Below are 21261 nucleotides of genomic sequence, written 5' to 3' on the forward strand. Positions count from 1 at the left end.
ACCACGCCGATGCCGGAGTCGGCGGTGCCGCCCGCGCCGGTGCCGCCCGCGCCGGAGCCGGACGACCACGACGGTCTGACCCGGGCGGGTGCGGCACCCGAGCCGATCGGCCGACCGGGCATCCCCGGCCAGCCGGAGGCCCCGGCGGTGACCGCCTACGCGGTGGCGCGGCTGGAGTTCTCCAGCGGTGACCGGGTCGACGTCGATCGGGTGGTGCTGGTCGGCCGGGCGCCGGAGTCCGGCCGGTTCAGCCAGTCCGAGCAGCCGATGCTGGTGCGGGTGCCGAGCCCGCACCAGGAGATCTCCTCGACGCACTGTGAGATCAGGCCGGGCACCGGCGTCGACCATGGCGCCGCGGTGATCACGGACCTCGGCTCGACCAACGGCACCGTGCTGGTGCAGCCCGGCCTGGGTCCGGAGGAGCTGCGTCCCGGTGTACCGGTGCAGCTGATGCCGGGCGCGATCATCGATCTCGGTGACGGGTTGACCATCCGCGTCAGCCAGCCGTGAGCCACCTCGTCCAGGCACCGCCGCCGACCCTGGTGATCGCCGAGCCGGACTGCCGCTTCTACGCGTTCGTGCTGGACCGGCTGATCGGCTGGCTGGTCCTCGCGGCCGCGGCCGTGGGTGCCTGGGCGTGGCTCTTCGATCGCGACCGGACCCTGCTCGGAGTACTCGCCGTGGTGCTCGCGGTGCTGGTGGTCTGGGTGGTGACCGCGCTGCTGGTCGGGCTGGGCGGCTCCACTCCCGGCACCTCGGCGCTGGGCCTGCGGGTCCTCGGCGCGGCGACCGGAAGGCCGATCGGGCTCGGCCGGGCGCTGCTGCGCCAGGCGGTGCTCGGCATCCTGACCCTGCCGACGCTCGGCGTCGGGACGGCGGCGCTGGCCTGGATGGCGACGATGGACCCGACCGGTCACCGTCGTGGCTGGCACGACCGGCTCGCCGGGTCGGTGGTGGTCGACGTACGGCGGCGGGCCGTGGAGCCGGCGCCGGCCGAGGGCGAACCCGCTCCGCGACGGATCATCAACCTGACCGCGATGCGGCTGCTGCCCGCACCCGCCCAACCCGCCCCGGCGCAGCCCACCTCGGCCCGGCCCGGCCCGCCGGCCGATCCGGAGCCGGGGTCGCGGGTGTCGACCTTCACCGGCTCGCGGCCGTTGGTCCCGTCCCGGCGTGCACCCGCGCCGTACGCCGGTCCGCCGCCGGTCACCCCGCCGGTCGCACCGCGCCGACCGGCCCCGCCGGCTCCCGTGCGGCCCTCGTCAGCGGGCAGGGTCGTCCGATGGCGGGTGAGCTTCGACACCGGGGAGAGCTTCGTGGTGGCCGGGCTGGCACTGGTCGGCCGCGACCCGGAGCCGGGCCGGGACGAGCAGGCCTCCCACGTGGTTCCGCTCTCCTCCAGCGACATGTCGCTGTCCAAGACGCACGCCCAGTTCCAGGTCGTCCCGGACGGCTCGCTGGTGGTGATGGACCGCGGCTCCACCAACGGCACCACGCTGGTCCGCCAGGGTGCGGCCCGCCCGCTCGGCGCGCGTCGGCCCACGACCCTGGTCGACGGGGACGTGGTCAGGTTCGGCGACCGGGAGATGCGGGTCAGCCGCGAGCCCTGAGCGCTGCCGGCGCAGGACTCAGGCCGCCGGGACGTCCGCGAACGTCGCCGGCCGGTGCTCGAACCTGAAGTGCGAGGCCGGCCAGACCACCGCCACCACCTTGCCGACTACCAGACTCTCCGGGACGTAGGCCTTCGCGCAGGTCGCCGCCAGGTCCGGATCGCTCTTCGCCCGTTTCAGCCGGGGTGGACTGCACAGGTGGTAGGAGGAGTCGGCGGAGTCGCCGCGGTTGTCGCCCATCACGAACAGCCGTCCCGCCGGCACCTTGGCGGTCCAGCCCTTGCAGCCACCGCGGGCGTAGTCGCCCTCGTCCTGCTCCATCGGGCCGTCGCATGCGGCATCGGCGATGAAGCCGTCCTCGTTCAGCGGTTGGCCGTTGACCGTGATCCGACCGCGGATGTCGCAGCAGTGCACGGTGTCTCCGCCGACGCCGATCACCCGTTTCACCAGATGCCCGCCGGTGGGGTAGAGGCCGATCTTGGCCAGCAGCTTGGTGACCGGGTTGGTCGCGGTACCGCCGTCGTCCTCGACACCCCAGCCGGGGTCGGAGAAGACGATCACGTCGCCGCGCTGCGGCTGCCCGCCGAACCAGTACGACGGCTTCTCCACCAGGATCCGGTCGTTGACCTGCAGTCCCGGCTCCATCGACTCCGACGGGATGTAGAACGCCTGCACCAGGAAGGTCTTCACCACCAGCGCCAGCACCACCGCCACCACGACCAGGACGACCGTCTCGGCGAAGACCCGGAACGGGCCGGTCCTCTTCGGCTCCGGCTTCGGCGGCTTCGGCGGCTCGGGCGGCTCGGCCGGCTCGGCCACGTCGGTGCTCACGCCGGGACAATAGCCCCACCCGGGTGAGTCCGGTCGGCAGAGGGCTCCGAAGCCCGGTCGTGGGTCGCCCGGATAGGCTCGAGGCCATGTCGCTCCCCCCGTCGCCTGCGCCGCTGGTGGTGGGATTCGACCTCGACCTGACCCTGGTCGACTCCCGGCCGGGGATGGCGGCGGCGCTCGCCGTCGTCGCCGAGGAGTACGACGCCCCGTTGCCGATCGACGAGCTGGTCGCCAAGCTCGGCCCGCCACTGGACGAGCTGCTGCTGCCCTACCTGCCGGCCGAGCGGCTGGGTGCCGCGGTGGCCCGGTTCCGGGAGGTCTACCCCGAGGTCGCCGTCACGCCGGTGCCGGCCATGCCCGGCGCTCGCGAGGCGCTGGCGGCCGTGCGCGGTGCGCGCGGCCGCGTGGTGGTCGCGACCGGCAAGTTCACCGAGAACGCTCGGCGACACCTCGACCACCTCGCGCTCGACGTCGACGTGCTGGAGGGCACGGTCTGGGGGGTGGGCAAGGCGGAGGTGCTGCGGCGGGAGTGCGCGAGCGTCTACGTCGGCGATCACGTGCACGACGTCGCCGGCGCCCGGGCGGCCGGCGCGGTGAGCGTCTCGGTCCCGGGCGGTAGCAGTCGAGCGGAGCTCGAGGCGGCCGGCACCGATGTCCTGCTCGACAGCCTGGCGGAGTTCCCGGACTGGTTGCGCGAGCACCTGCTCGGCGTACGACTCGAGGCGCTGGCGGCCCGGCTGCGGGCGGCCGGCAGCGTGCTGGTGGCCTACTCCGGCGGAGCCGACAGCGCGTTCCTGCTCGCCGCCGCGGTGCGCGCGCTCGGCGCAGATCACGTGGTGGCGGCCACCGGATACTCCCACAGCCTGCCCGCGGCCGAGCGCGGTCCGGCGGCGGAGTTCGCCGACACCCTCGGCGTGCGGTTGCTGACCCCCGCCACGCACGAGCTGGACCGGGAGGGCTACCGGGCCAACGGGTCGGACCGATGCTTCTTCTGCAAGGCCGAGCTGGTCGAGACGCTGCTGCCGCTGGCCGCCGAGCACGGGCTGGCCGCCGTCGCCACCGGCACCAACGCCGACGACGCCGTCGCCGGGTTCCGGCCGGGCATCCGTGCCGCCGAGGAGCGGGGCGCCATCGCGCCGCTGCGCGACGCCGGGCTCACCAAGGAACAGGTCCGTGCCGCCTCCCGGGCCTGGGGACTGCCCACCTGGGACAAGCCGGCCGCGGCCTGTCTGTCCTCCCGGATCGCCTACGGCATCGAGGTGACGCCGCGCCGGCTCGCCCGGGTGGAGGCGGCGGAGGTCGCCTGCCGGGGCCGGCTGGCGCCGCTCGGACTGCGGAACCTGCGGGTGCGCGACCTGGGAGACCGCGCCCGGATCGAGGTCGATCTCGAGCTGCTGCCGCTGCCGCCCGGGATCGAGGCCGAGCTGTTGGCCTCGGTGCGCGCGGCGGGATTCGACCGGGCCGAGGTCGACCCGCGGGGCTTCCGCTCCGGGTCGATGAACGAACGCCGGTGACCCGCACCGATCTCGGCACGGCATGGAGCCAGCTGCTCGACCGCGCGGGCGACACCTCGGCGATCCCCGCGCCACCGTACGTGGTGGCCGCCGGGGCGCTCGCCCTGGGACTGATCTGGTTCGCCTGGCGTTGGGTGCGACTCGGCGTCACCGTGGTGCACGAGGCGGGGCATGCGCTGGTGGCGGTGCTGGTCGGTCGACGGCTCTCCGGCATCCGGCTGCACGCCGACACCTCCGGCGTGACGGTCTCGCGAGGCAAGCCGCACGGTCCGGGGATGATCGTGATGCTCGCCGCCGGCTATCTGGCTCCGGTCGTCCTGGGCGTCCTGGCGGCGCTGTTGCTGGAGACCGGTCACGCCCGCGGCCTGCTCTGGTTGGGCACCGTGCTCCTCGTCGTGCTCGCACTCTGGATCCGCAACGTCTACGGCCTGCTGGTGGTGACGGCGATCGGCGCCGGCCTCGCCCTGCTCGGCTGGTACGCCGATCGGCAGACGGCCTGGCTGGCCGCGGCGGTGCTCACCTGGATCCTGCTGCTCGCCGCGCCACGTCCGCTGGTCGAGCTGCTGCGCGCCGGTCCGGCCGGACGGCGGGGCGCCGACCCCGACCAGCTGGCCCGGATCAGCCCACTGCCCACCCTGGCCTGGATCTGGCTGTTGCTGATGCTGACCCTGGCCGGAGTGGCGGTCGGCGTGGTGACGCTCCTGCCGGGGCTGGCCAACAGCCACTAGGGTTGTCTCGGCTCCGTGGTGGAGTCGCGATCCGAGGACGAAGAGGGCTGAGCGGTGCCGACCGGCAAGGTGAAGTGGTTCGACGCGGAGAAGGGCTTCGGCTTCCTGAGTCAGGACGACGGCCCGGACGTCTACGTCCACACCGACTCGTTGCCCGAGGGCACGGCCGGGTCGCTCAAGCCCGGTACCCGGGTGGAGTTCGGCATCGCCCAGGGCCGGCGCGGCGATCATGCGCTGTCGGTGCGCGTGCTGGAGAAGAAGGGCTCGGTCTCGCGCAACCAGGCGGCCGCGCGACGCAAGAAGCCCGACGAGATGGTGCCGATCATCGAGGACCTCACCAAGATCCTGGAGCGGATCGGGGAGGGCTACCGGCACGGTCGCCACCCGGATCCGAAGATCGCCAAGCAGGTCGGCAAGGGTCTGCGCACCCTGGCCGACGAGTTCGACGAGCTCTGATCCCGCGCGGTCAGGCTCGGTCGACGGTGACCGTCGGCCGCGGCGCGGCCAACACGTACGCCGCCCAGGCGGTGAGCACCACGAACGCCACCCACAGGCCGAGGTGCGCGTTGAGCGGGAGGCCGATCCCGACGAAGCCGCCGACCACCCAGGCGAGCTGCAGGGTGGTGTCGCTGCGGGCGAACGCGCTGGTGTGCACCCGGGGCGGGATGTCGCGCTGGATCGTCGAGTCCAGCGCGAACTTCGCCAGTGACGCGCCGAATCCGGTGACGAGCCCGAGCAGGGCCAGCGTGAGCACGTTGTAGAACAGGGCACAGACCAGGGTGGTGCCGGCGTCCATGAGCAGGACCGCGGCGACGGTGGTCTGCGGCCGGATGTTGCGCAGCAGGGAGGCGGCCGCCACGCCGAGGAAGTTCCCGGTCCCGGCGGCGCCGGCCACGATGCCGATCAGCAGCGTGCCGGAGAGGCCTCCGATCGGGTGCTCCTGGACCAGGAAGGTGAAGAACATCAGCAGGAACCCGTAAAGCCACTTGGGCCCGACGTTCGCCCGCAGCGCGAAGGAGACCGACGGCGGGATCACCACCCGCTGCCGCCCCCGGGTGCCGAGCGGCTGGGTCTCGCCGCCGGTGAAGGTCATCGTCCCCTCGCCGGCCGACTGGTCGATCTTGCCCGGCAGCCGGATGGCCAGGATGGTGGCCACCACGAAGAGCAGTGCCGCATAGCGCAGCACCCAGCCCGGGCCGACCAGCGCGCACAGGCCGGCGATCGGCGCCGACACGCACACGCCCGCCATGCCCGCCATCGACACCCGGCCGTTCGTCTTGACCAGGGTGAATCCCTCCGGGATCAGCCGCGGCACCGCCGCCGCTCGGGTGGTGCCGTAGGCCTTGGACATCACCAGGATCCCGAGGACGGTGGGGAACATCAGCAGCGACCCGTCGGTGATCGCGCCGGCCAGGATCCAGCACAGGAAGGCCCGGATCGCCATCGTCGCCCCGATCGCCCACCGGCGGCCGTGCGCGACCCGGTCCAGGAACGGACCCAGCAACGGCGCGACGATGGCGAACGGCAGCATCGTGATGCCCAGGAAGAGGGCGACGTGCGAGCGCGAGCTCTCCCCGCCGCTGCCCGGCATGGAGAAGAACAGCGAACCGGCCAGCGAGATCGCCACCGCCGCGTCGCCGGCGGTGTTGAAGGCGTGCATCTCCAGCAGCCGGTTGAGCCCCGAGGCGGCGGCGCCCTGGGCGTCGGCGGCCTTGCGCGCGGTCGTCATCGCGAACCGGCCGGCGGTCCGCATGCCGCGAGCGGTCGCCGCGACGCCCCGGCCGACCGCCTTGGCGGTGTCCTTCGCCGATCCGCCGTCTGGGTCCGGGCCGGTCCCGCCGGGATCGGCCGCACCGGAATCGGCCGCGGCGCGGTCGGTCCGACCCGGGGTCGTCCACTCGTCGTACCCCGCCGAGGCGTGCGGCCGGTGCGGGTCGCGCCAGCGCTGCTCGGGATCCGGAAGGGTCATAGGTTCCATCCTGCCTTGTGCCGCCGATGCGGTGGCCGGTGGCCGCGCCGGATGGGCGGAATGCTCACCCCGACCTGACACCGTGCCACCCGGTGGGCGAAGATGGCCCGGTGAGCACAACCACGTACGCCGATCGCGACGCCGGCGGCGCTCTCGATCGAGCCCGCGCGGCACTGGTGCAGGAGGTCCCGGCGACCGATGTCGGCGACCACCTCGGCCTGATCGAGGAGAGCGACCACGTCACGACCCACTACTTCGGCTGTACTCGGGCCGGGTACGTCGGGTGGCGCTGGTCGGTCACCGTGGTCGCGCTCCCCGACGCCGAGCCGACCATCGACGAGGTGGTCCTGATGCCAGGCGCCGACGCGGTGATCGCGCCGGCCTGGGTGCCCTACCGCAACCGGGTCCAGCCGGGCGACATGACCCCGGGTGACCTGCTCCCGGTGGCCGACGACGACCCGCGGCTGGTGCCGACGTACTCCTTCGGCGACGACCCGCTGGACACCGATGCCAAGGCCCAGATCCGCCGCGTCGCCGGAGACCTCGGCCTCGGCCGGGTGCGCACGCTGTCCCCGGAGGGCATCGATCTGGCCGCGGAGCGCTGGTACGCCGGCTCGCCGGGACCGTCCGCCCCGCTGGCCCAGGCCGCGCCGGACCAGTGCCACAGCTGCGGCTTCCTGGTGCGGCTGGTGGGCCGGCTGACCGAGACGTTCGGCGTCTGCGCCAACGGGGACGCCAACGACGACGGCCGGGTGGTCAGCCTCGACCACGGCTGCGGCGCGCACTCGGAGGTGCGCCTGGCCAAGCGGCACGAGCCGCAGCCGCTGCCGGAGCCGACCTTCGACACGATCACCCCGGACGACCTCGAGTCCTTCTGAGCCCGGTCTCAGCCTGGATCCAGGCTGAGCGCGACTCCTCGTCCGGGTCAGGGACGCGCTGCGGCGTCCCGGCGACGGCGACACCACTCCACCCCGAAGGCGCCGATCCCGAAGCCGGCCAGGCAGGTCCACAGCCACCAGCCGCGACCGGCGTCGCTGAGCCGGCCGTAGAACGGCAGCAGGGCGACGAAGGCGATCAGCCACAGCAGCGTGCCGATCTCGACGACGCGGACCCCGTCGGCCGGCAGCGGCTCGATCTCGGGGCGGGCCGGCGACGGCCGGTCCTCGTCGTGCTCCGCATCGCTGGCCATGACCCACAACGCTACCCGAGCGGCGCCCGCGCACGGCGGTGACGGGCCTCACCCGGCCGCGAAGGAATCTTTAGCATGGGTAATGAGTTATGCTCACTGTCATGCCTACCAGTGTCGAGACGATCGCCAGGACAGACGCCGGGCTGGCGTCGGTCCTTCGCCTCTCGGTGATGCGCCTGCGGCGCCGCCTCGCGAACGAGCGGCACCCCGGCAACGACCTCTCGCTCGGCGCGATGGCGGTGCTCGGCGCCCTCGCGTTCAACGGTGACCTGACCCTGGGGGAGCTGGCCGCCCGGGAGCGGGTCCAGCCGCCCAGCATGACCCGCACCGTCAACTGCCTGGAGAAGGGCAGCTACGTCACGCGTCGCCCGGGCGAGGCCGACCGCCGCCAGGTGATCGTCTCGATCACCGACAAGGGGCGCGAGACGGTCAAGGCGGACCGTGCCAGTCGCGACGCCTGGCTCGCTCAGCGACTGGGTGAGCTCACCCCCGACGAGATCGACGTGATCCGTCGTGCCGCACCGATCCTGGAGAGAATCGCCACCTCGTGAGTCCTACCTTCCGCGCGCTGCACAACCACAACTACCGGCTCTATCTGGCCGGTAGCGTCGTGTCGAACGTCGGCACCTGGTTGCAGCGCACGGCCCAGGACTGGCTGGTGCTCAAGCCGCTGCACGGCACCGGGACCGACCTGGGGATCGTGACCGCGCTGCAGTTCCTGCCGATCCTGTTGATCACGCCGTACGCCGGGGTGATCGCCGACCGTTTCCCCAAGCGGCGGATGCTGCAGGTCACCCAGCTCTCCATGGCGGTGCCGTCACTGCTGCTCGGGGCGCTCGCCCTGGGCGGGGTCGCGCAGATCTGGATGGTCTACGTGATCGCCTTCCTGTTCGGGGTCGGCGCGGCGTTCGACGTGCCGGCGCGGCAGTCGTTCGTCTCCGAGATGGTCGAGCCCGACGAGCTGACCAACGCGGTCGGGCTGAACTCGGCCGGCTTCAACGTCGCCCGGCTGATCGGTCCCGCGCTGGCCGGGCTGCTGATCGCCGCACTGGGGGGCGGCTACAGCGCCACCGGATGGGTGATCCTGCTCAACGCCGTCTCCTACCTCGCGGTGGTCTGGCAGCTGCAGCGGATGGACACCCGGCTGCTGCACTCGCCGAAGCTGCGCAGCCACGCCAGCGGCGGTCTGCGCGAGGGCATCGGCTACCTGCGCACCCAGCCGAGGATGCTGTTCGTGCTGGTGATCGTCTTCTTCGCCGGCACGTTCGGGATGAACTTCCAGATCACCTCCTCGCTGATGGCCACCACCGTGTTCGGCAAGGGCGCCGGCGAGTTCGGCCTGCTCGGTTCCACGCTGGCCATCGGCTCGCTGGTCGGCGCGCTGATGGCGGCCAGCCGCAGCACCATCCGGCTGCGCCTGCTGGTGCTGGCCGCGACCGGGTTCGGGGTCGGCCAGATCGTCGCCGGCGGCCTGCCCAGCTATGTGCTCTTCGCCGTCTTCACCCCGGTGATCGGGTTCTGCACCATCACCCTGCTCAACAGCGCCAACGCCACCATGCAGATCAGCTCCGACCCGCAGATGCGCGGCCGGGTGATGGCGCTCTACATGACGGTCGTCCAGGGCGGTACGCCGATCGGCGCACCGATCATCGGCTGGGTCGGGGAGCGGCTCGGCGCCCGCTGGGCCCTGTGGATGGGTGGCTCGCTCACCCTGGTCGGCGTCCTGCTCGCCGTCCTGCTGCTGGCGCGGCTCGGTGCCCGCTCGGCCCGGTCGGCCGACGCCGTGGAGCCGGAGCCGACCGGCGGGCGCCGTAACGTTTTGACCCCGACTGAGCGGGCCGGTAGCCTCTTTCCTCGTGTCTGGGACGACCAGGCCGTTGCGCGTGCTCGGAAATAGTCCCGGGGGAACAGCCCCGGGCCCGGGCTCGCACCCGCCGTTCGGGGATGCGGTGATCATGCCGCGAGCCGAAGGTTGAGGGGAAGGGCGACACGCCCGACCTCGGGGGCAGACGGAACTGGCGGTACGAGCACCACCAGGCACGTCCGGCCGCCCAGGCGGCAGCATGTCCTCCAGTGCAGATCGCGGTGGAGAGTAGGAAGACACAGAAGGGGAACCACCCGGTGCCCACCATTCAGCAGTTGGTCCGCAAGGGCCGCCAGGACAAGGCGTCGAAGACCAAGACGCCTGCCCTGAAGGGGTCTCCGCAGCGCCGTGGCGTCTGCACCCGCGTCTACACCACCACCCCGAAGAAGCCGAACTCCGCCCTCCGCAAGGTCGCCCGCGTGCGGCTGAGCAGCGGCGTCGAGGTCACGGCCTACATCCCGGGCGTGGGTCACAATCTTCAGGAGCACTCGATCGTGCTCGTCCGCGGCGGTCGAGTCAAGGACCTGCCCGGCGTTCGCTACAAGATCATCCGCGGCACGCTCGACACCCAGGGCGTGAAGAACCGCAAGCAGGCCCGCAGCCGTTACGGCGCGAAGAAGGAGAAGTAATGCCGCGCAAGGGTCCGGCCCCGAAGCGGCCGATCGACGTCGACCCGGTCTACGGGTCGCAGCTGGTCACCCAGCTCGTCTCCAAGGTGCTCCAGGACGGCAAGAAGCAGGTCGCCCAGCGGATCGTCTACACCGCCCTCGAGGGCTGCCGCGAGAAGACCGGCACCGACCCGGTCGTCACGCTCAAGCGTGCGATGGACAACGTCAAGCCGGCGATCGAGGTCAAGTCCCGCCGGGTCGGCGGCGCCACCTACCAGGTGCCGATCGAGGTCAAGGGCACCCGCGGCACGACGCTGGCGCTGCGCTGGCTGGTCGGCTACGCCCAGGACCGTCGCGAGAAGACCATGTCCGAGCGTCTGATGAACGAGATCCTCGACGCCTCCAACGGCCTCGGTGCCGCGGTGAAGAAGCGCGAGGACACCCACAAGATGGCCGAGTCCAACAAGGCCTTCGCCCACTACCGCTGGTGACGCGATTCGTCCAGACCATCGGTGAGCCGGCCGGCCGCACGAGGTGCCTCGCCTCGGTCACGGCCCACCAGATGAACCAAGAGCTCGTACTAACTAAGGAACGCTGAACCAAGTGGCTGTCGACATCACCACGGACCTCAAGGTCGTCCGCAACATCGGCATCATGGCCCACATCGATGCCGGTAAGACCACCACCACCGAGCGCATCCTGTTCTACACCGGCATCACCTACAAGATCGGTGAGGTCCACGAGGGCGCTGCCACGATGGACTGGATGGAGCAGGAGCAGGAGCGCGGCATCACCATCACGTCCGCCGCGACGACCTGCTGGTGGAAGAACCACCAGATCAACATCATCGACACTCCCGGTCACGTGGACTTCACCGCCGAGGTCGAGCGCTCGCTGCGCGTCCTCGACGGTGCCGTCGCCGTCTTCGACGGCGTGGCCGGCGTCGAGCCGCAGACCATGACGGTGTGGCGGCAGGCGAACAAGTACGCCGTGCCCCGGATGTGCTTCGTCAACAAGCTCGACCGCACCGGTGCGGACTTCTTCCGGTGCGTCGACATGATGGTCGAGCGGCTCAACTCCACCCCGCTGGTGCTGCAGCTGCCGATCGGCGCCGAGTCCGACTTCCTCGGTGTCGTCGACCTGGTCGGCATGCGTGCCCTGACCTGGCGCGGCGAGACCAAGATGGGTGAGGACTACGAGGTCGAGGAGATCCCGGCCGAGCTCGCCGAGCAGGCCGCGGAGTACCGCGAGAAGCTGCTGGAGACCCTCGCCGAGGCCGACGACGACGTGATGGAGAAGTACCTCGAGGGCGAGGAGTTCACCCCCGAGGAGCTCCGGGCCGCGATCCGCCGGGCCACCCTGGCCGACAAGCTCAACCCGGTCCTGTGCGGCACGGCGTTCAAGAACAAGGGGGTCCAGCCGCTGCTCGACGCGGTGGTGGACTACCTGCCCTCGCCGGTCGACATCGACGCCATCATCGGCCACAAGCCGGGCGACGAGGAGACCGAGATCGCGCGCAAGCCCTCGGAGAGCGAGCCGTTCTCCGGCCTGGCCTACAAGATCGCCTCCGACCCGCACCTGGGCAAGCTGATCTACGTCCGGGTCTACTCCGGCAAGCTCGAGGCCGGCGCCACCGTGCTCAACTCGGTGACCGGCAAGAAGGAGCGGATCGGCAAGGTCTACCAGATGCACGCCAACAAGCGCGAGGAGATCGCGTCGGTGGGCGCCGGTCAGATCGTCGCGGTGATGGGCCTGAAGGACACCAAGACCGGTCACACCCTGTGCGACCCGTCGAACCCGGTCGTGCTGGAGTCGATGACGTTCCCGGCACCGGTGATCGAGGTGGCCATCGAGCCCAAGACCAAGAGCGACCAGGAGAAGCTCGGGACCGCGATCCAGCGGCTCTCCGAGGAGGACCCGACCTTCACCGTCAAGACCGACGACCAGACCGGCCAGACCATCATCGCCGGCATGGGCGAGCTGCACCTGGACATCCTGGTCGACCGGATGAAGCGCGAGTTCCGGGTCGAGGCGACGGTCGGCAAGCCGCAGGTCGCCTACCGCGAGACCATCCGCCGCGAGGTGGCGAACCACAGCTACACCCACAAGAAGCAGACCGGTGGTTCGGGACAGTTCGCGAAGGTGATCATCTCCATCGGGCCGAACATCGACCCCGAGACCGGAGTCGGCGCCGGCTACGAGTTCGTCAACAACGTCACCGGTGGTCGGGTGCCGCGGGAGTACATCCCCTCGGTCGACCAGGGTGCGCAGGAGGCGATGGAGTTCGGCGTACTCGCCGGCTTCCCGATGGTGGATGTGAAGGTCGCGCTCGAGGACGGCGGCTACCACGACGTCGACTCCTCCGAGCTGGCGTTCAAGATCGCCGGGAACCAGGCCTTCAAGGAGGCCGCCCGCCAGGCGAAGCCGGTCCTGCTGGAGCCGGTCTTCGCGGTCGAGGTCACCACGCCGGAGAGCTTCCTCGGCACGGTGATCGGCGACATCAACTCCCGCCGCGGGCAGATCCGCGCGCAGGAGGAGCGTCACGGTGACATCGTCGTCAACGCGCTCGTTCCGCTTTCCGAGATGTTCGGGTACGTCGGCGACCTGCGGTCCAAGACCTCGGGTCAGGCGTCGTACTCGATGGAGTTCGACTCGTACGCCGAGGTTCCGCAGAACATCGCCGACGAGATCGTCAAGAAGGCCCGCGGCGAGTGATCCCGGCGGGGCATCCGCCCCATCGGGGTCGGCGCTTCGTGCCCTCGGCACCCACCCAATCAGTACGAGTCAGGTAACAAAAACACACCAGGAGGAGCCAGAAGTGGCTAAGGCGAAGTTCGAGCGGACCAAGCCGCACGTCAACATCGGCACCATCGGTCACATCGACCACGGTAAGACGACGCTGACCGCGGCGATCTCGAAGGTTCTGCACGACAAGTACCCCGAGCTCAACCCGCAGTTCGCGTTCGAGGACATCGACAAGGCCCCCGAGGAGCGCCAGCGCGGTATCACCATCGCGATCGCGCACATCGAGTACCAGACCGAGGCGCGTCACTACGCCCACGTCGACTGCCCTGGTCACGCGGACTACATCAAGAACATGATCACCGGTGCCGCCCAGATGGACGGCGCGATTCTGGTGGTCGCCGCGACCGACGGTCCGATGCCGCAGACCCGCGAGCACGTCCTGCTCGCCCGCCAGGTCGGCGTGCCGGCGATCGTCGTCGCGCTGAACAAGTGCGACATGGTCGACGACGAGGAGCTCATCGAGCTCGTCGAGATGGAGGTGCGCGAGCTCCTCAGCGAGTACGAGTTCCCGGGCGACGACATCCCCGTCGTGCGCGTTGCCGCCTACCCGGCGCTGCAGGGCGACGAGAAGTGGGGCGAGTCGGTGGCCGAGCTGATGCAGGCCGTCGACGACTACATCCCGACCCCGGAGCGCGACACCGACAAGCCGTTCCTGATGCCCGTCGAGGACGTCTTCACGATCACCGGTCGTGGCACCGTCATCACCGGTCGTATCGAGCGCGGCATCGTCAAGGTCGGTGAGGAGGTCGAGATCGTCGGCATCAAGGCCGAGTCGCAGAAGACCACCGTCACCGGTGTCGAGATGTTCCGCAAGCTCCTCGACGAGGGTCAGGCCGGTGAGAACGTCGGTCTGCTCCTGCGCGGCACCAAGCGCGAGGACGTGGAGCGCGGCATGGTCGTCATCAAGCCGGGCACGACCACCCCGCACACCAACTTCGAGGCGTCGGTCTACATCCTGTCCAAGGAGGAGGGCGGCCGTCACACGCCGTTCTTCAACAACTACCGTCCGCAGTTCTACTTCCGCACCACCGACGTGACCGGTGTGGTGACCCTGCCCGAGGGCACCGAGATGGTCATGCCGGGGGACAACACCGAGATGGCCGTCGAGCTGATCCAGCCGATCGCCATGGACGAGGGTCTCCGCTTCGCGATCCGTGAGGGCGGCCGCACCGTGGGTGCGGGTCGTGTCACCAAGATCAACAAGTGAGCTAGCCTCACCCGACGCACGGGGCGTCTCGACTTCGGTCGGGGCGCCCCGTGCGCATGCGGGGCGTTGATAGCCTCGCCGGCGTGAGAGAGCCGGTGCCAGGTCTAGACGCGGCGAGTGTGGAGTCGGCGGCCGAGGCGTTGGCCGGCGTCGTTCGTCGTACGCCGTTGGCGCAGAGCGCGCGGCTCACCGCGGAGACCGGCGTCCCGGTGCTGCTCAAGCGGGAGGACCTCCAGCCGGTCCGGTCCTACAAGCTGCGTGGCGCCTACCACCTGATCTCCACCCTGACCGCCGACGAGCGGGCCCGCGGGGTGGTGTGCGCGAGCGCCGGCAACCACGCCCAGGGAGTGGCGCGCAGCTGCGCCGAGCTGGGCATCCGGGCCCGGATCTACGTGCCCGGGAACACGCCGCGGCAGAAGCGGCAGCGGATCCTGACGTTCGGCCGCGGTGCGGTCGAGCTGATCGTGGAGGGCAGCACCTACGACGACGCCAGCCGGGCCGCCAAGGAGCACGCCGTCGCCACCGGCGCGGTGCTGGTGCACCCCTTCGACGACCCGCGCACCATCCTCGGGCAGGGCACCGTCGCCGTGGAGCTGGTCGAGCAGTGCGAGACCGGCTTCGCCGCCGAGGTCGGCACCGTGGTGGTGCCGCTGGGCGGCGGCGGGCTGCTGGCCGGGATGGCGCTGTGGTTGCGCGAGCGGCATCCGGGGGTGCGCATCGTGGGGGTCGAGCCGGCCGGCGCCGCCTCGATGACGGCGGCGCTGGCGGCCGGCCGCCCGGTGGCGCTGGGCGAGGTCGACGGGTTCGTCGACGGGGCCGCGGTCGGTCAGGTCGGCTCGCTGACCTACCCGATCGTCCGCGACCTGGTCGACGAGGTGGTCACCGTGTCCGAGGGCGCCGTGTGCACCGAGATGCTGGCGCTCTACCAGACCGACGGGATCATCGCCGAGCCGGCCGGGGCACTGGCCACGACCGCCCTCCGCAGCCTCGAGCTCGCCGATCGAGGGCCGGTGGTGTGTGTCGTCTCCGGTGGCAACAACGACGTCAGCCGCTACGCCGAGATCGTGGAGCGGTCCCTGATCCACGAGGGGCTGCGGCACTACTTCCTGGTGACCTTCCCCCAGGAGCCGGGGGCGCTCCGGGACTTCCTGGACCGGGTGCTGGCCAAGGGCGAGGACATCATCGTCTTCGAGTACGTCAAGAAGAACAACCGCGAGACCGGGCCGGCGCTGGTCGGCCTCGAGCTCGAGCGCGCCGAGGACCTGCCCGACCTGCTGGACCGGATGGCCGCCAGCGGGCTGCACACCGAGCAGGTGCCGCCCGGGTCCCCGATCTTCGCCTTCCTCACCTGATCAAGGCCTCCACCAACCGCCGAATCGGTCGCTGGAACCGCCGAGTCCGTCCGTGGAACGAGCGAGTAGGTCCGTGGAACGAGCGAGTGGGTCAGTCGAGGGACACCGACCACCACCGCAGCCGTGGTTTCGACACGCGACGAGGACCAACGACTGCCCGGACTAGAGTGCTGCGCTTGTGAGCGAACCCGTGCGGCCGGCGCGCCCCCACCACAAGCTGACCGAGGACGGCCGCCGGATGCGGGAGGTGCTCTCCTACTCGCGCCGGGGCAGCCGGCTCACCCCCGGCCAGCGCAGGGCGTGGGAGGAGTACGCCGAGCGCTGGGTGATCCCGGATGAGGCCGTCGACGCACCGGGCTTCGAGCTGACCGACTGGTTCGGGCGCAGGGCGCCCCTGATCGTGGAGATCGGCGGGGGAGTGGGCGAGGCGACCGCCGCGTTGGCCGCCGCCCGGCCGGCGTACGACGTGCTGGCGCTCGAGGTCTGGCGCCCCGGTGTCGCCGAGAGCCTGGGCCGGGTGGCACAGGCCGGCGCCACCAACGTCCGGTTCTGCAGCGTGGACGCGGTCTGGACGATGCAGCACCTGCTCGCCCCGGAGAGCCTGCACGAGGTGTGGACGTTCTTCCCCGACCCCTGGCACAAGGCCCGGCACCACAAGAGGCGGCTGGTCGACGCCGACTTCGCCGCGGTCGTGGCCGCGCGGCTGGTGGTCGGCGGGGCCTGGCGGCTGGCCACCGACTGGGACGACTACGCCGCCCAGATGGTGGAGGTGCTCGACGCCGAGCCGAGGCTCGTCGGCGGCGTGGTCGAGCGGTGGTCCCAGCGCCCGGTGACCAAGTTCGAACGCAAGGGGCTGGCCGCGGGCCGGTCGATCACCGACCTCGCCTACCTCCGCCGCCCCGGATGACCCGGCCGGCCCGGCTGACCGCGGCCCGATCGCGACTCGCCCCGCGGCCCGGCACCGTGTGCGGACACCGCGCGCCGGCGCGGCGTGATGGGGATTTGGCGGCGACCCGTTCGATCTGACAAGATTCTCTGGTTGCTCCGGCGGACCGTCGGGGTGCGCACACCTTGACTATTGAATCGCGTCACCTGACATGGCGGCCTCACCCGCCACGTGGGGAGTGGTCGATGGTCGCCGTGTGCCCATCCCGGACGTGATTCGCGACAGCACCCGGTGAGACCTCGCCGGGGCGTGGGTGTGTGCCTGGAACGGTATGCGACACGCCCGACCGCGGGGGTCGGACGGAATGCTGGGAGCGACGAACGGGACCCACTCACCCGGAGGACGTCCCGGTTGCACGCGGCACGATGACGAGAAGGACGAGAGAGACAGATGGCGGGACAGAAGATCCGCATCAGGCTCAAGGCCTATGACCACGAGGTGATCGACACCTCGGCACGCAAGATCGTGGACACGGTCACCCGCACGGGTGCCAAGGTCGCCGGCCCGGTGCCGCTGCCGACCGAGAAGAACGTGTACTGCGTCATTCGCTCGCCCCACAAGTACAAGGACTCTCGCGAGCACTTCGAGATGCGCACCCACAAGCGCCTCATCGACATCATCGACCCGACCCCGAAGACTGTCGACTCGCTCATGCGGCTGGACCTGCCGGCCGGCGTCGACATCGAGATCAAGCTCTGAGGTCAGAGGAAATGACGACCGAACGCAACGTGAAGGGCCTGCTGGGCACCAAGCTCGGCATGACCCAGCTCTGGGACGCCGACAACCGCGTCGTCCCCGTGACCGTGATCGCGGCCGGGACCAACGTGGTCACCCAGATCCGCACCCCCGAGACCGACGGCTACAACGCCGTCCAGGTCGGGTACGGCGAGATCGACGGCCGCAAGGTGACCAAGCCGCAGGCAGGTCAGTTCTCCAGGGCCGGGACGACCCCGCGCCGCCACCTCGTCGAGATCCGCACCTCGGACGCGGCGTCGTACACCCTGGGCCAGGAGCTGCCCGTCGACACCTTCGCCGCCGGCGACGAGATCGACGTGACCGGCACCAGCAAGGGCAAGGGCTTCGCCGGCACCATGAAGCGGCACGGCTTCGCCGGTGTGTCCGCCTCGCACGGCGCTCACCGCAACCACCGCAAGCCCGGTTCGATCGGCGCCTGCGCCACCCCGGGCCGCGTCTTCAAGGGCGTGCGGATGGCCGGCCACATGGGGACCGAGACCATCACCACCCAGAACCTCACCGTGCACGCGGTGGACGCCGAGAAGGGCCTGATCCTGGTCAAGGGCGCCATCCCCGGCCCCAAGGGCGGTCTGGTCGTGCTGCGGTCCGCCGCCAAGCTCGCTCCCGTCAAGGAGGCCTGAGGATGAGCATCGAAGCAGTCAAGGTCGACCTGCCCGCCGAGATCTTCGGCGCCGAGGTGAACGTCCCGCTGATCCACCAGGTGGTCGTCGCCCAGCAGGCCGCCGCCCGCCAGGGCACGCACGCCACCAAGACCCGCGGCGAGGTCCGCGGCGGTGGCAAGAAGCCGTACAAGCAGAAGGGCACCGGTCGCGCCCGCCAGGGCTCGACCCGGGCGCCGCAGTTCGCCGGTGGTGGCACCGTCCACGGCCCGCAGCCGCGCGACTACAGCCAGCGCACCCCGAAGAAGATGAAGGCCGCCGCACTGCGTGGCGCGCTCTCCGACCGGGCGGGTGCCGACCGGGTGCACGTCGTGGAGTTCTCCCTGGAGGCCCCCTCGACCAAGGCCGCGCTGAGCGCGCTGCGCACCCTGTCCGAGCGGACCAAGTTCCTCGTCGTGCTGGACCGTGGCGAGACCACCACCTGGCTCTCGCTGCGCAACGCCCCCGAGGTGCACATCGTCGCCGTCGACCAGCTCAACACCTACGACGTGTTGGCCAGCGACGACGTGGTCTTCTCCAAGGCCGCGTACGACGCGCTGGTCGGCGCGGGCGGCGTGGAGAGCAACGAGCAGGAGGCTGCCAAGTGAGCACGCTGCACTACGACCCCCGCGACGTGCTGATCGCGCCGGTGGTCTCGGAGAAGAGCTACGGCCTTCTGGACCAGAACAAGTACACCTTCGTGGTGCGCCCCACGGCGAACAAGACCGAGATCAAGATCGCGGTCGAGAAGGTGTTCAACGTGAAGGTCACCTCGGTCAACACGCTCAACCGCGTCGGCAAGGCGCGTCGCACCCGGAGCGGTCTCGGCAAGCGCAAGGACACCAAGCGCGCCATCGTGACCCTTGCCGACGGCGACCGCATCGACATCTTCGGCCCGGTGGCCTGATCGGGTAGGGAGAGAACAATGGCTATTCGTAAGTACAAGCCGACCACTCCGGGCCGTCGTGGCGCCTCGGTGGCCGACTTCGTCGAGATCACCCGGACCACCCCGGAGAAGTCGCTGACCCGTCCGCTGCCCAAGAAGGGCGGCCGGAACAACCAGGGCCGGATCACCACCCGCCACCAGGGCGGTGGGCACAAGCGGTCCTACCGGCTCATCGACTTCCGTCGCTACGACAAGGACGGCGTGCCCGCCAAGGTGGCGCACATCGAGTACGACCCGAACCGCACCGCGCGGATCGCGCTGCTGCACTACGCCGACGGCGAGAAGCGCTACATCGTGGCGCCGAAGGACCTCGGTCAGGGTGCGGTCGTCGAGTCCGGCCCGAACGCCGACATCAAGCCCGGCAACAACCTGCCGCTGCGCAACATCCCGGTCGGCACCACCATCCACGCCGTCGAGCTGCGGCCGGGAGGCGGTGCCAAGATCGCCCGCTCGGCCGGCAACAGCGCCCAGCTGGTCGCCCGTGAGGGCAGCCGCGCGACGCTGCGGATGCCGTCGGGCGAGATGCGGTTCGTCGACGTACGCTGCCGCGCCACCGTCGGCGAGGTCGGCAACGCCGAGCAGTCGAACATCAACTGGGGCAAGGCCGGCCGGATGCGGTGGAAGGGCAAGCGCCCGACCGTCCGCGGTGTCGTGATGAACCCGGTCGACCACCCGCACGGTGGTGGCGAGGGCAAGACGTCGGGTGGTCGCCACCCGGTCTCGCCGTGGGGCAAGCCCGAGGGTCGTACGCGCAAGCGCAAGGCGTCCGACGCGATGATCATCCGCCGCCGCAAGACCGGCAAGAAGCGCTGAGCAGGAGATAGAGACAGATGCCTCGCAGCCTGAAGAAGGGCCCCTTCGTCGACGACCACCTGCAGAAGAAGGTGGACGCGGAGAACGACAAGGGCAGCCACAACGTCATCAAGACCTGGTCGCGTCGGTCGATGATCGTGCCGAGCATGATCGGTCACACCATCGCGGTCCACGACGGACGCAAGCACGTCCCGGTGTTCGTGACCGACTCGATGGTCGGCCACAAGCTGGGCGAGTTCGCCCCGACCCGCACGTTCAAGGGTCACGTGAAGGAAGACCGGAAGGGCCGCCGCCGCTGACGCGGGGCGTGCCTTTGAGGAACTGGAGATAACGAGCAAATGAGCGTTACTGAGCGCCGGCGCACCAGCGCCCGCCGCGAGTCGCTGCTCGGCGACCAGCCGGGGGCCTTCGCGAGTGCCCGCTACGTGCGGATCACCCCGCTGAAGGCTCGCCGGGTCGTCGACCTGATCCGTGGCCTACCCGTCGACGAGGCCCTGTCCCTGCTGGCGTTCGCGCCGCAGGCGGCCGCGGAGACCGTCTACAAGGTGCTGGAGAGCGCCATCGCCAACGCAGAGACCACCGAGGGTCTCGACCGTGGCGACCTGGTGGTCTCGAACGCCCAGGTCGACGAGGGTCCGACCATGAAGCGCTGGCGTCCGCGGGCTCAGGGCCGCGCGACGCGGATCAACAAGCGCACCAGCCACATCACGCTGGTCGTCCAGCCGGCTGCGGTGGCCAAGAAGGGTGGAAACAAGTAATGGGCCAGAAGATCAACCCGAACGGCTTCCGCCTCGGCATCTCGACCGACCACAAGTCGCGGTGGTACGCCGACAAGCTCTACAAGAGCTACGTCGGCGAGGACGTCGCGATCCGCAAGCTGCTCTCCAAGGGCATGGAGCGGGCCGGCATCGCCAAGGTCGAGATCGAGCGCACCCGCGACCGCGTCCGGGTGGACATCCACACCGCGCGTCCCGGCATCGTCATCGGCCGCCGCGGCGCCGAGGCCGACCGGCTCCGTGGCGAGCTGGAGAAGCTCACCGGCAAGCAGGTGCAGCTGAACATCCTCGAGGTCAAGAACCCCGAGATGGACGCCCAGCTCGTCGCCCAGGGTGTCGCCGAGCAGCTCTCCGGCCGGGTGCAGTTCCGCCGGGCGATGCGCAAGGCCATGCAGACCACGATGCGCGCCGGTGCCAAGGGCATCCGGATCCAGTGCTCGGGCCGGCTCAACGGCGCCGAGATGTCGCGGACCGAGTTCTACCGCGAGGGTCGGGTGCCGCTGCACACCCTGCGGGCGGACATCGACTACGGCTTCTACGAGGCCCGCACCACCTTCGGCCGGATCGGCGTGAAGGTGTGGATCTACAAGGGTGAGGTGTCGGGCTCCCGGGCCGAGCGCCAGGCCCAGGCCGCCGCCCGCGCCGGCGTTCCCGGCCGCAACGACCGTCGCGGTCGTGGCGACCGGCCGAACCGCGGCTCCCGCGGTGA

The 21261-nt window shown here is 70.7% G+C and carries 25 protein-coding genes; 22 read left to right on the forward strand and 3 right to left on the reverse strand.

Features of this window, described 5'->3' with window-relative positions; translation table 11 throughout:
* Positions 1-510: FHA domain-containing protein (locus QM638_RS10950; RefSeq protein WP_415142008.1), on the forward strand; the 510-nt coding region annotated here is incomplete at its 5' end.
* Positions 507-1610, forward strand: a complete 1104-nt coding sequence (locus QM638_RS10955) for an RDD family protein (RefSeq protein WP_415142009.1) — start codon at positions 507-509, stop codon at positions 1608-1610. The genes QM638_RS10950 and QM638_RS10955, both read left to right, overlap by 4 nt.
* 18 nt (positions 1611-1628) lie before the next feature.
* Here QM638_RS10955 and lepB read toward each other — a convergent pair whose 3' ends face one another.
* Complete coding sequence (gene lepB / locus QM638_RS10960; protein ID WP_415142010.1) at positions 1629-2441, reverse strand: signal peptidase I; 813 nt, start codon at positions 2439-2441, stop codon at positions 1629-1631.
* An 86-nt stretch (positions 2442-2527) separates the two neighbouring features.
* Between lepB and QM638_RS10965 the strand changes: the two genes are divergently transcribed.
* The 3 genes from QM638_RS10965 to QM638_RS10975 are packed head-to-tail and all read left to right on the forward strand — an operon-like array spanning position 2528 to position 5139.
* A complete protein-coding gene (locus QM638_RS10965; protein WP_415142011.1) occupies positions 2528-3955 on the forward strand; it encodes a haloacid dehalogenase-like hydrolase in 1428 nt (475 codons plus the stop codon).
* On the forward strand, positions 3952-4683 hold the full coding sequence (locus QM638_RS10970) for a M50 family metallopeptidase (protein WP_415142012.1): 732 nt from the start codon (positions 3952-3954) through the stop codon (positions 4681-4683). Before QM638_RS10965 ends, QM638_RS10970 begins: the two co-directional genes overlap by 4 nt.
* Before the next feature lie 54 nt (positions 4684-4737).
* Positions 4738-5139, forward strand: a complete 402-nt coding sequence (locus QM638_RS10975) for a cold-shock protein (RefSeq protein WP_415142013.1) — start codon at positions 4738-4740, stop codon at positions 5137-5139.
* A 10-nt stretch (positions 5140-5149) separates the two neighbouring features.
* Here QM638_RS10975 and QM638_RS10980 read toward each other — a convergent pair whose 3' ends face one another.
* Complete coding sequence (locus tag QM638_RS10980; protein WP_415142014.1) at positions 5150-6652, reverse strand: MFS transporter; 1503 nt, start codon at positions 6650-6652, stop codon at positions 5150-5152.
* Positions 6653-6762: 110 nt separating this feature from the next.
* Here QM638_RS10980 and QM638_RS10985 point away from each other — a divergent pair, with 110 nt between their 5' ends.
* Entirely contained in the window at positions 6763-7530 is a 768-nt protein-coding gene (locus QM638_RS10985; RefSeq protein WP_415142015.1) for a DUF3027 domain-containing protein, read from the forward strand.
* 47 nt (positions 7531-7577) lie between these two features.
* Here the strand turns inward: QM638_RS10985 and QM638_RS10990 are convergent, their stop codons facing one another.
* Entirely contained in the window at positions 7578-7841 is a 264-nt protein-coding gene (locus QM638_RS10990) for a DUF2530 domain-containing protein (RefSeq protein WP_415142016.1), read from the reverse strand.
* A 101-nt stretch (positions 7842-7942) separates the two neighbouring features.
* Between QM638_RS10990 and QM638_RS10995 the strand changes: the two genes are divergently transcribed.
* The 16 genes from QM638_RS10995 to rpsC all read left to right on the forward strand — a co-directional run.
* A complete protein-coding gene (locus QM638_RS10995; protein WP_415142017.1) occupies positions 7943-8392 on the forward strand; it encodes a MarR family winged helix-turn-helix transcriptional regulator in 450 nt (149 codons plus the stop codon).
* Positions 8389-9738 carry an MFS transporter gene (locus QM638_RS11000; RefSeq protein ID WP_415142018.1) on the forward strand — a complete coding sequence of 450 codons (1350 nt, stop codon included), beginning with the start codon at positions 8389-8391 and terminating at the stop codon, positions 9736-9738. The genes QM638_RS10995 and QM638_RS11000 overlap by 4 nt, the downstream gene beginning before the upstream one ends.
* 224 nt (positions 9739-9962) lie before the next feature.
* Positions 9963-10334 carry a 30S ribosomal protein S12 gene (gene rpsL, locus QM638_RS11005; protein ID WP_280610197.1) on the forward strand — a complete coding sequence of 124 codons (372 nt, stop codon included), beginning with the start codon at positions 9963-9965 and terminating at the stop codon, positions 10332-10334.
* Positions 10334-10804 (forward strand): 30S ribosomal protein S7, encoded by a 471-nt coding sequence (gene rpsG, locus QM638_RS11010; RefSeq protein ID WP_415142019.1) that lies wholly within the window; start codon positions 10334-10336, stop codon positions 10802-10804. The genes rpsL and rpsG overlap by 1 nt, the downstream gene beginning before the upstream one ends.
* Positions 10805-10916: 112 nt before the next feature.
* A complete protein-coding gene (gene fusA / locus QM638_RS11015; RefSeq protein WP_415142020.1) occupies positions 10917-13028 on the forward strand; it encodes an elongation factor G in 2112 nt (703 codons plus the stop codon).
* 103 nt (positions 13029-13131) lie between these two features.
* Positions 13132-14325 carry an elongation factor Tu gene (tuf, locus tag QM638_RS11020; RefSeq protein ID WP_415142021.1) on the forward strand — a complete coding sequence of 398 codons (1194 nt, stop codon included), beginning with the start codon at positions 13132-13134 and terminating at the stop codon, positions 14323-14325.
* A gap of 83 nt (positions 14326-14408) precedes the next feature.
* Entirely contained in the window at positions 14409-15677 is a 1269-nt protein-coding gene (ilvA, locus tag QM638_RS11025) for a threonine ammonia-lyase IlvA (protein WP_415142022.1), read from the forward strand.
* Between the two features lie 178 nt (positions 15678-15855).
* A complete protein-coding gene (gene trmB / locus QM638_RS11030) occupies positions 15856-16584 on the forward strand; it encodes a tRNA (guanosine(46)-N7)-methyltransferase TrmB (protein WP_415142023.1) in 729 nt (242 codons plus the stop codon).
* Positions 16585-17013: 429 nt separating this feature from the next.
* On the forward strand, positions 17014-17322 hold the full coding sequence (gene rpsJ / locus QM638_RS11035; RefSeq protein ID WP_008360994.1) for a 30S ribosomal protein S10: 309 nt from the start codon (positions 17014-17016) through the stop codon (positions 17320-17322).
* A gap of 11 nt (positions 17323-17333) precedes the next feature.
* A complete protein-coding gene (gene rplC / locus QM638_RS11040) occupies positions 17334-17999 on the forward strand; it encodes a 50S ribosomal protein L3 (protein ID WP_415142024.1) in 666 nt (221 codons plus the stop codon).
* A 2-nt stretch (positions 18000-18001) separates the two neighbouring features.
* Complete coding sequence (gene rplD / locus QM638_RS11045; RefSeq protein WP_415142025.1) at positions 18002-18625, forward strand: 50S ribosomal protein L4; 624 nt, start codon at positions 18002-18004, stop codon at positions 18623-18625.
* Positions 18622-18924 carry a 50S ribosomal protein L23 gene (rplW, locus tag QM638_RS11050; protein ID WP_415142026.1) on the forward strand — a complete coding sequence of 101 codons (303 nt, stop codon included), beginning with the start codon at positions 18622-18624 and terminating at the stop codon, positions 18922-18924. The genes rplD and rplW overlap by 4 nt, the downstream gene beginning before the upstream one ends.
* Positions 18925-18942: 18 nt before the next feature.
* Positions 18943-19776 carry a 50S ribosomal protein L2 gene (gene rplB / locus QM638_RS11055; RefSeq protein ID WP_415142027.1) on the forward strand — a complete coding sequence of 278 codons (834 nt, stop codon included), beginning with the start codon at positions 18943-18945 and terminating at the stop codon, positions 19774-19776.
* 17 nt (positions 19777-19793) lie between these two features.
* Positions 19794-20075, forward strand: coding sequence for a 30S ribosomal protein S19 (rpsS, locus tag QM638_RS11060; protein ID WP_415142028.1), 282 nt, complete (start codon positions 19794-19796; stop codon positions 20073-20075).
* A 39-nt stretch (positions 20076-20114) separates the two neighbouring features.
* Entirely contained in the window at positions 20115-20534 is a 420-nt protein-coding gene (gene rplV / locus QM638_RS11065) for a 50S ribosomal protein L22 (RefSeq protein ID WP_415142029.1), read from the forward strand.
* Positions 20534-21261, forward strand: a 728-nt coding sequence (rpsC, locus tag QM638_RS11070; protein ID WP_415142030.1) for a 30S ribosomal protein S3, incomplete at its 3' end; no start/stop codon positions are given. The genes rplV and rpsC, both read left to right, overlap by 1 nt.

The organism is Nocardioides sp. (assembly GCF_047606145.1).
GTDB lineage: Bacteria > Actinomycetota > Actinomycetes > Propionibacteriales > Nocardioidaceae > Nocardioides.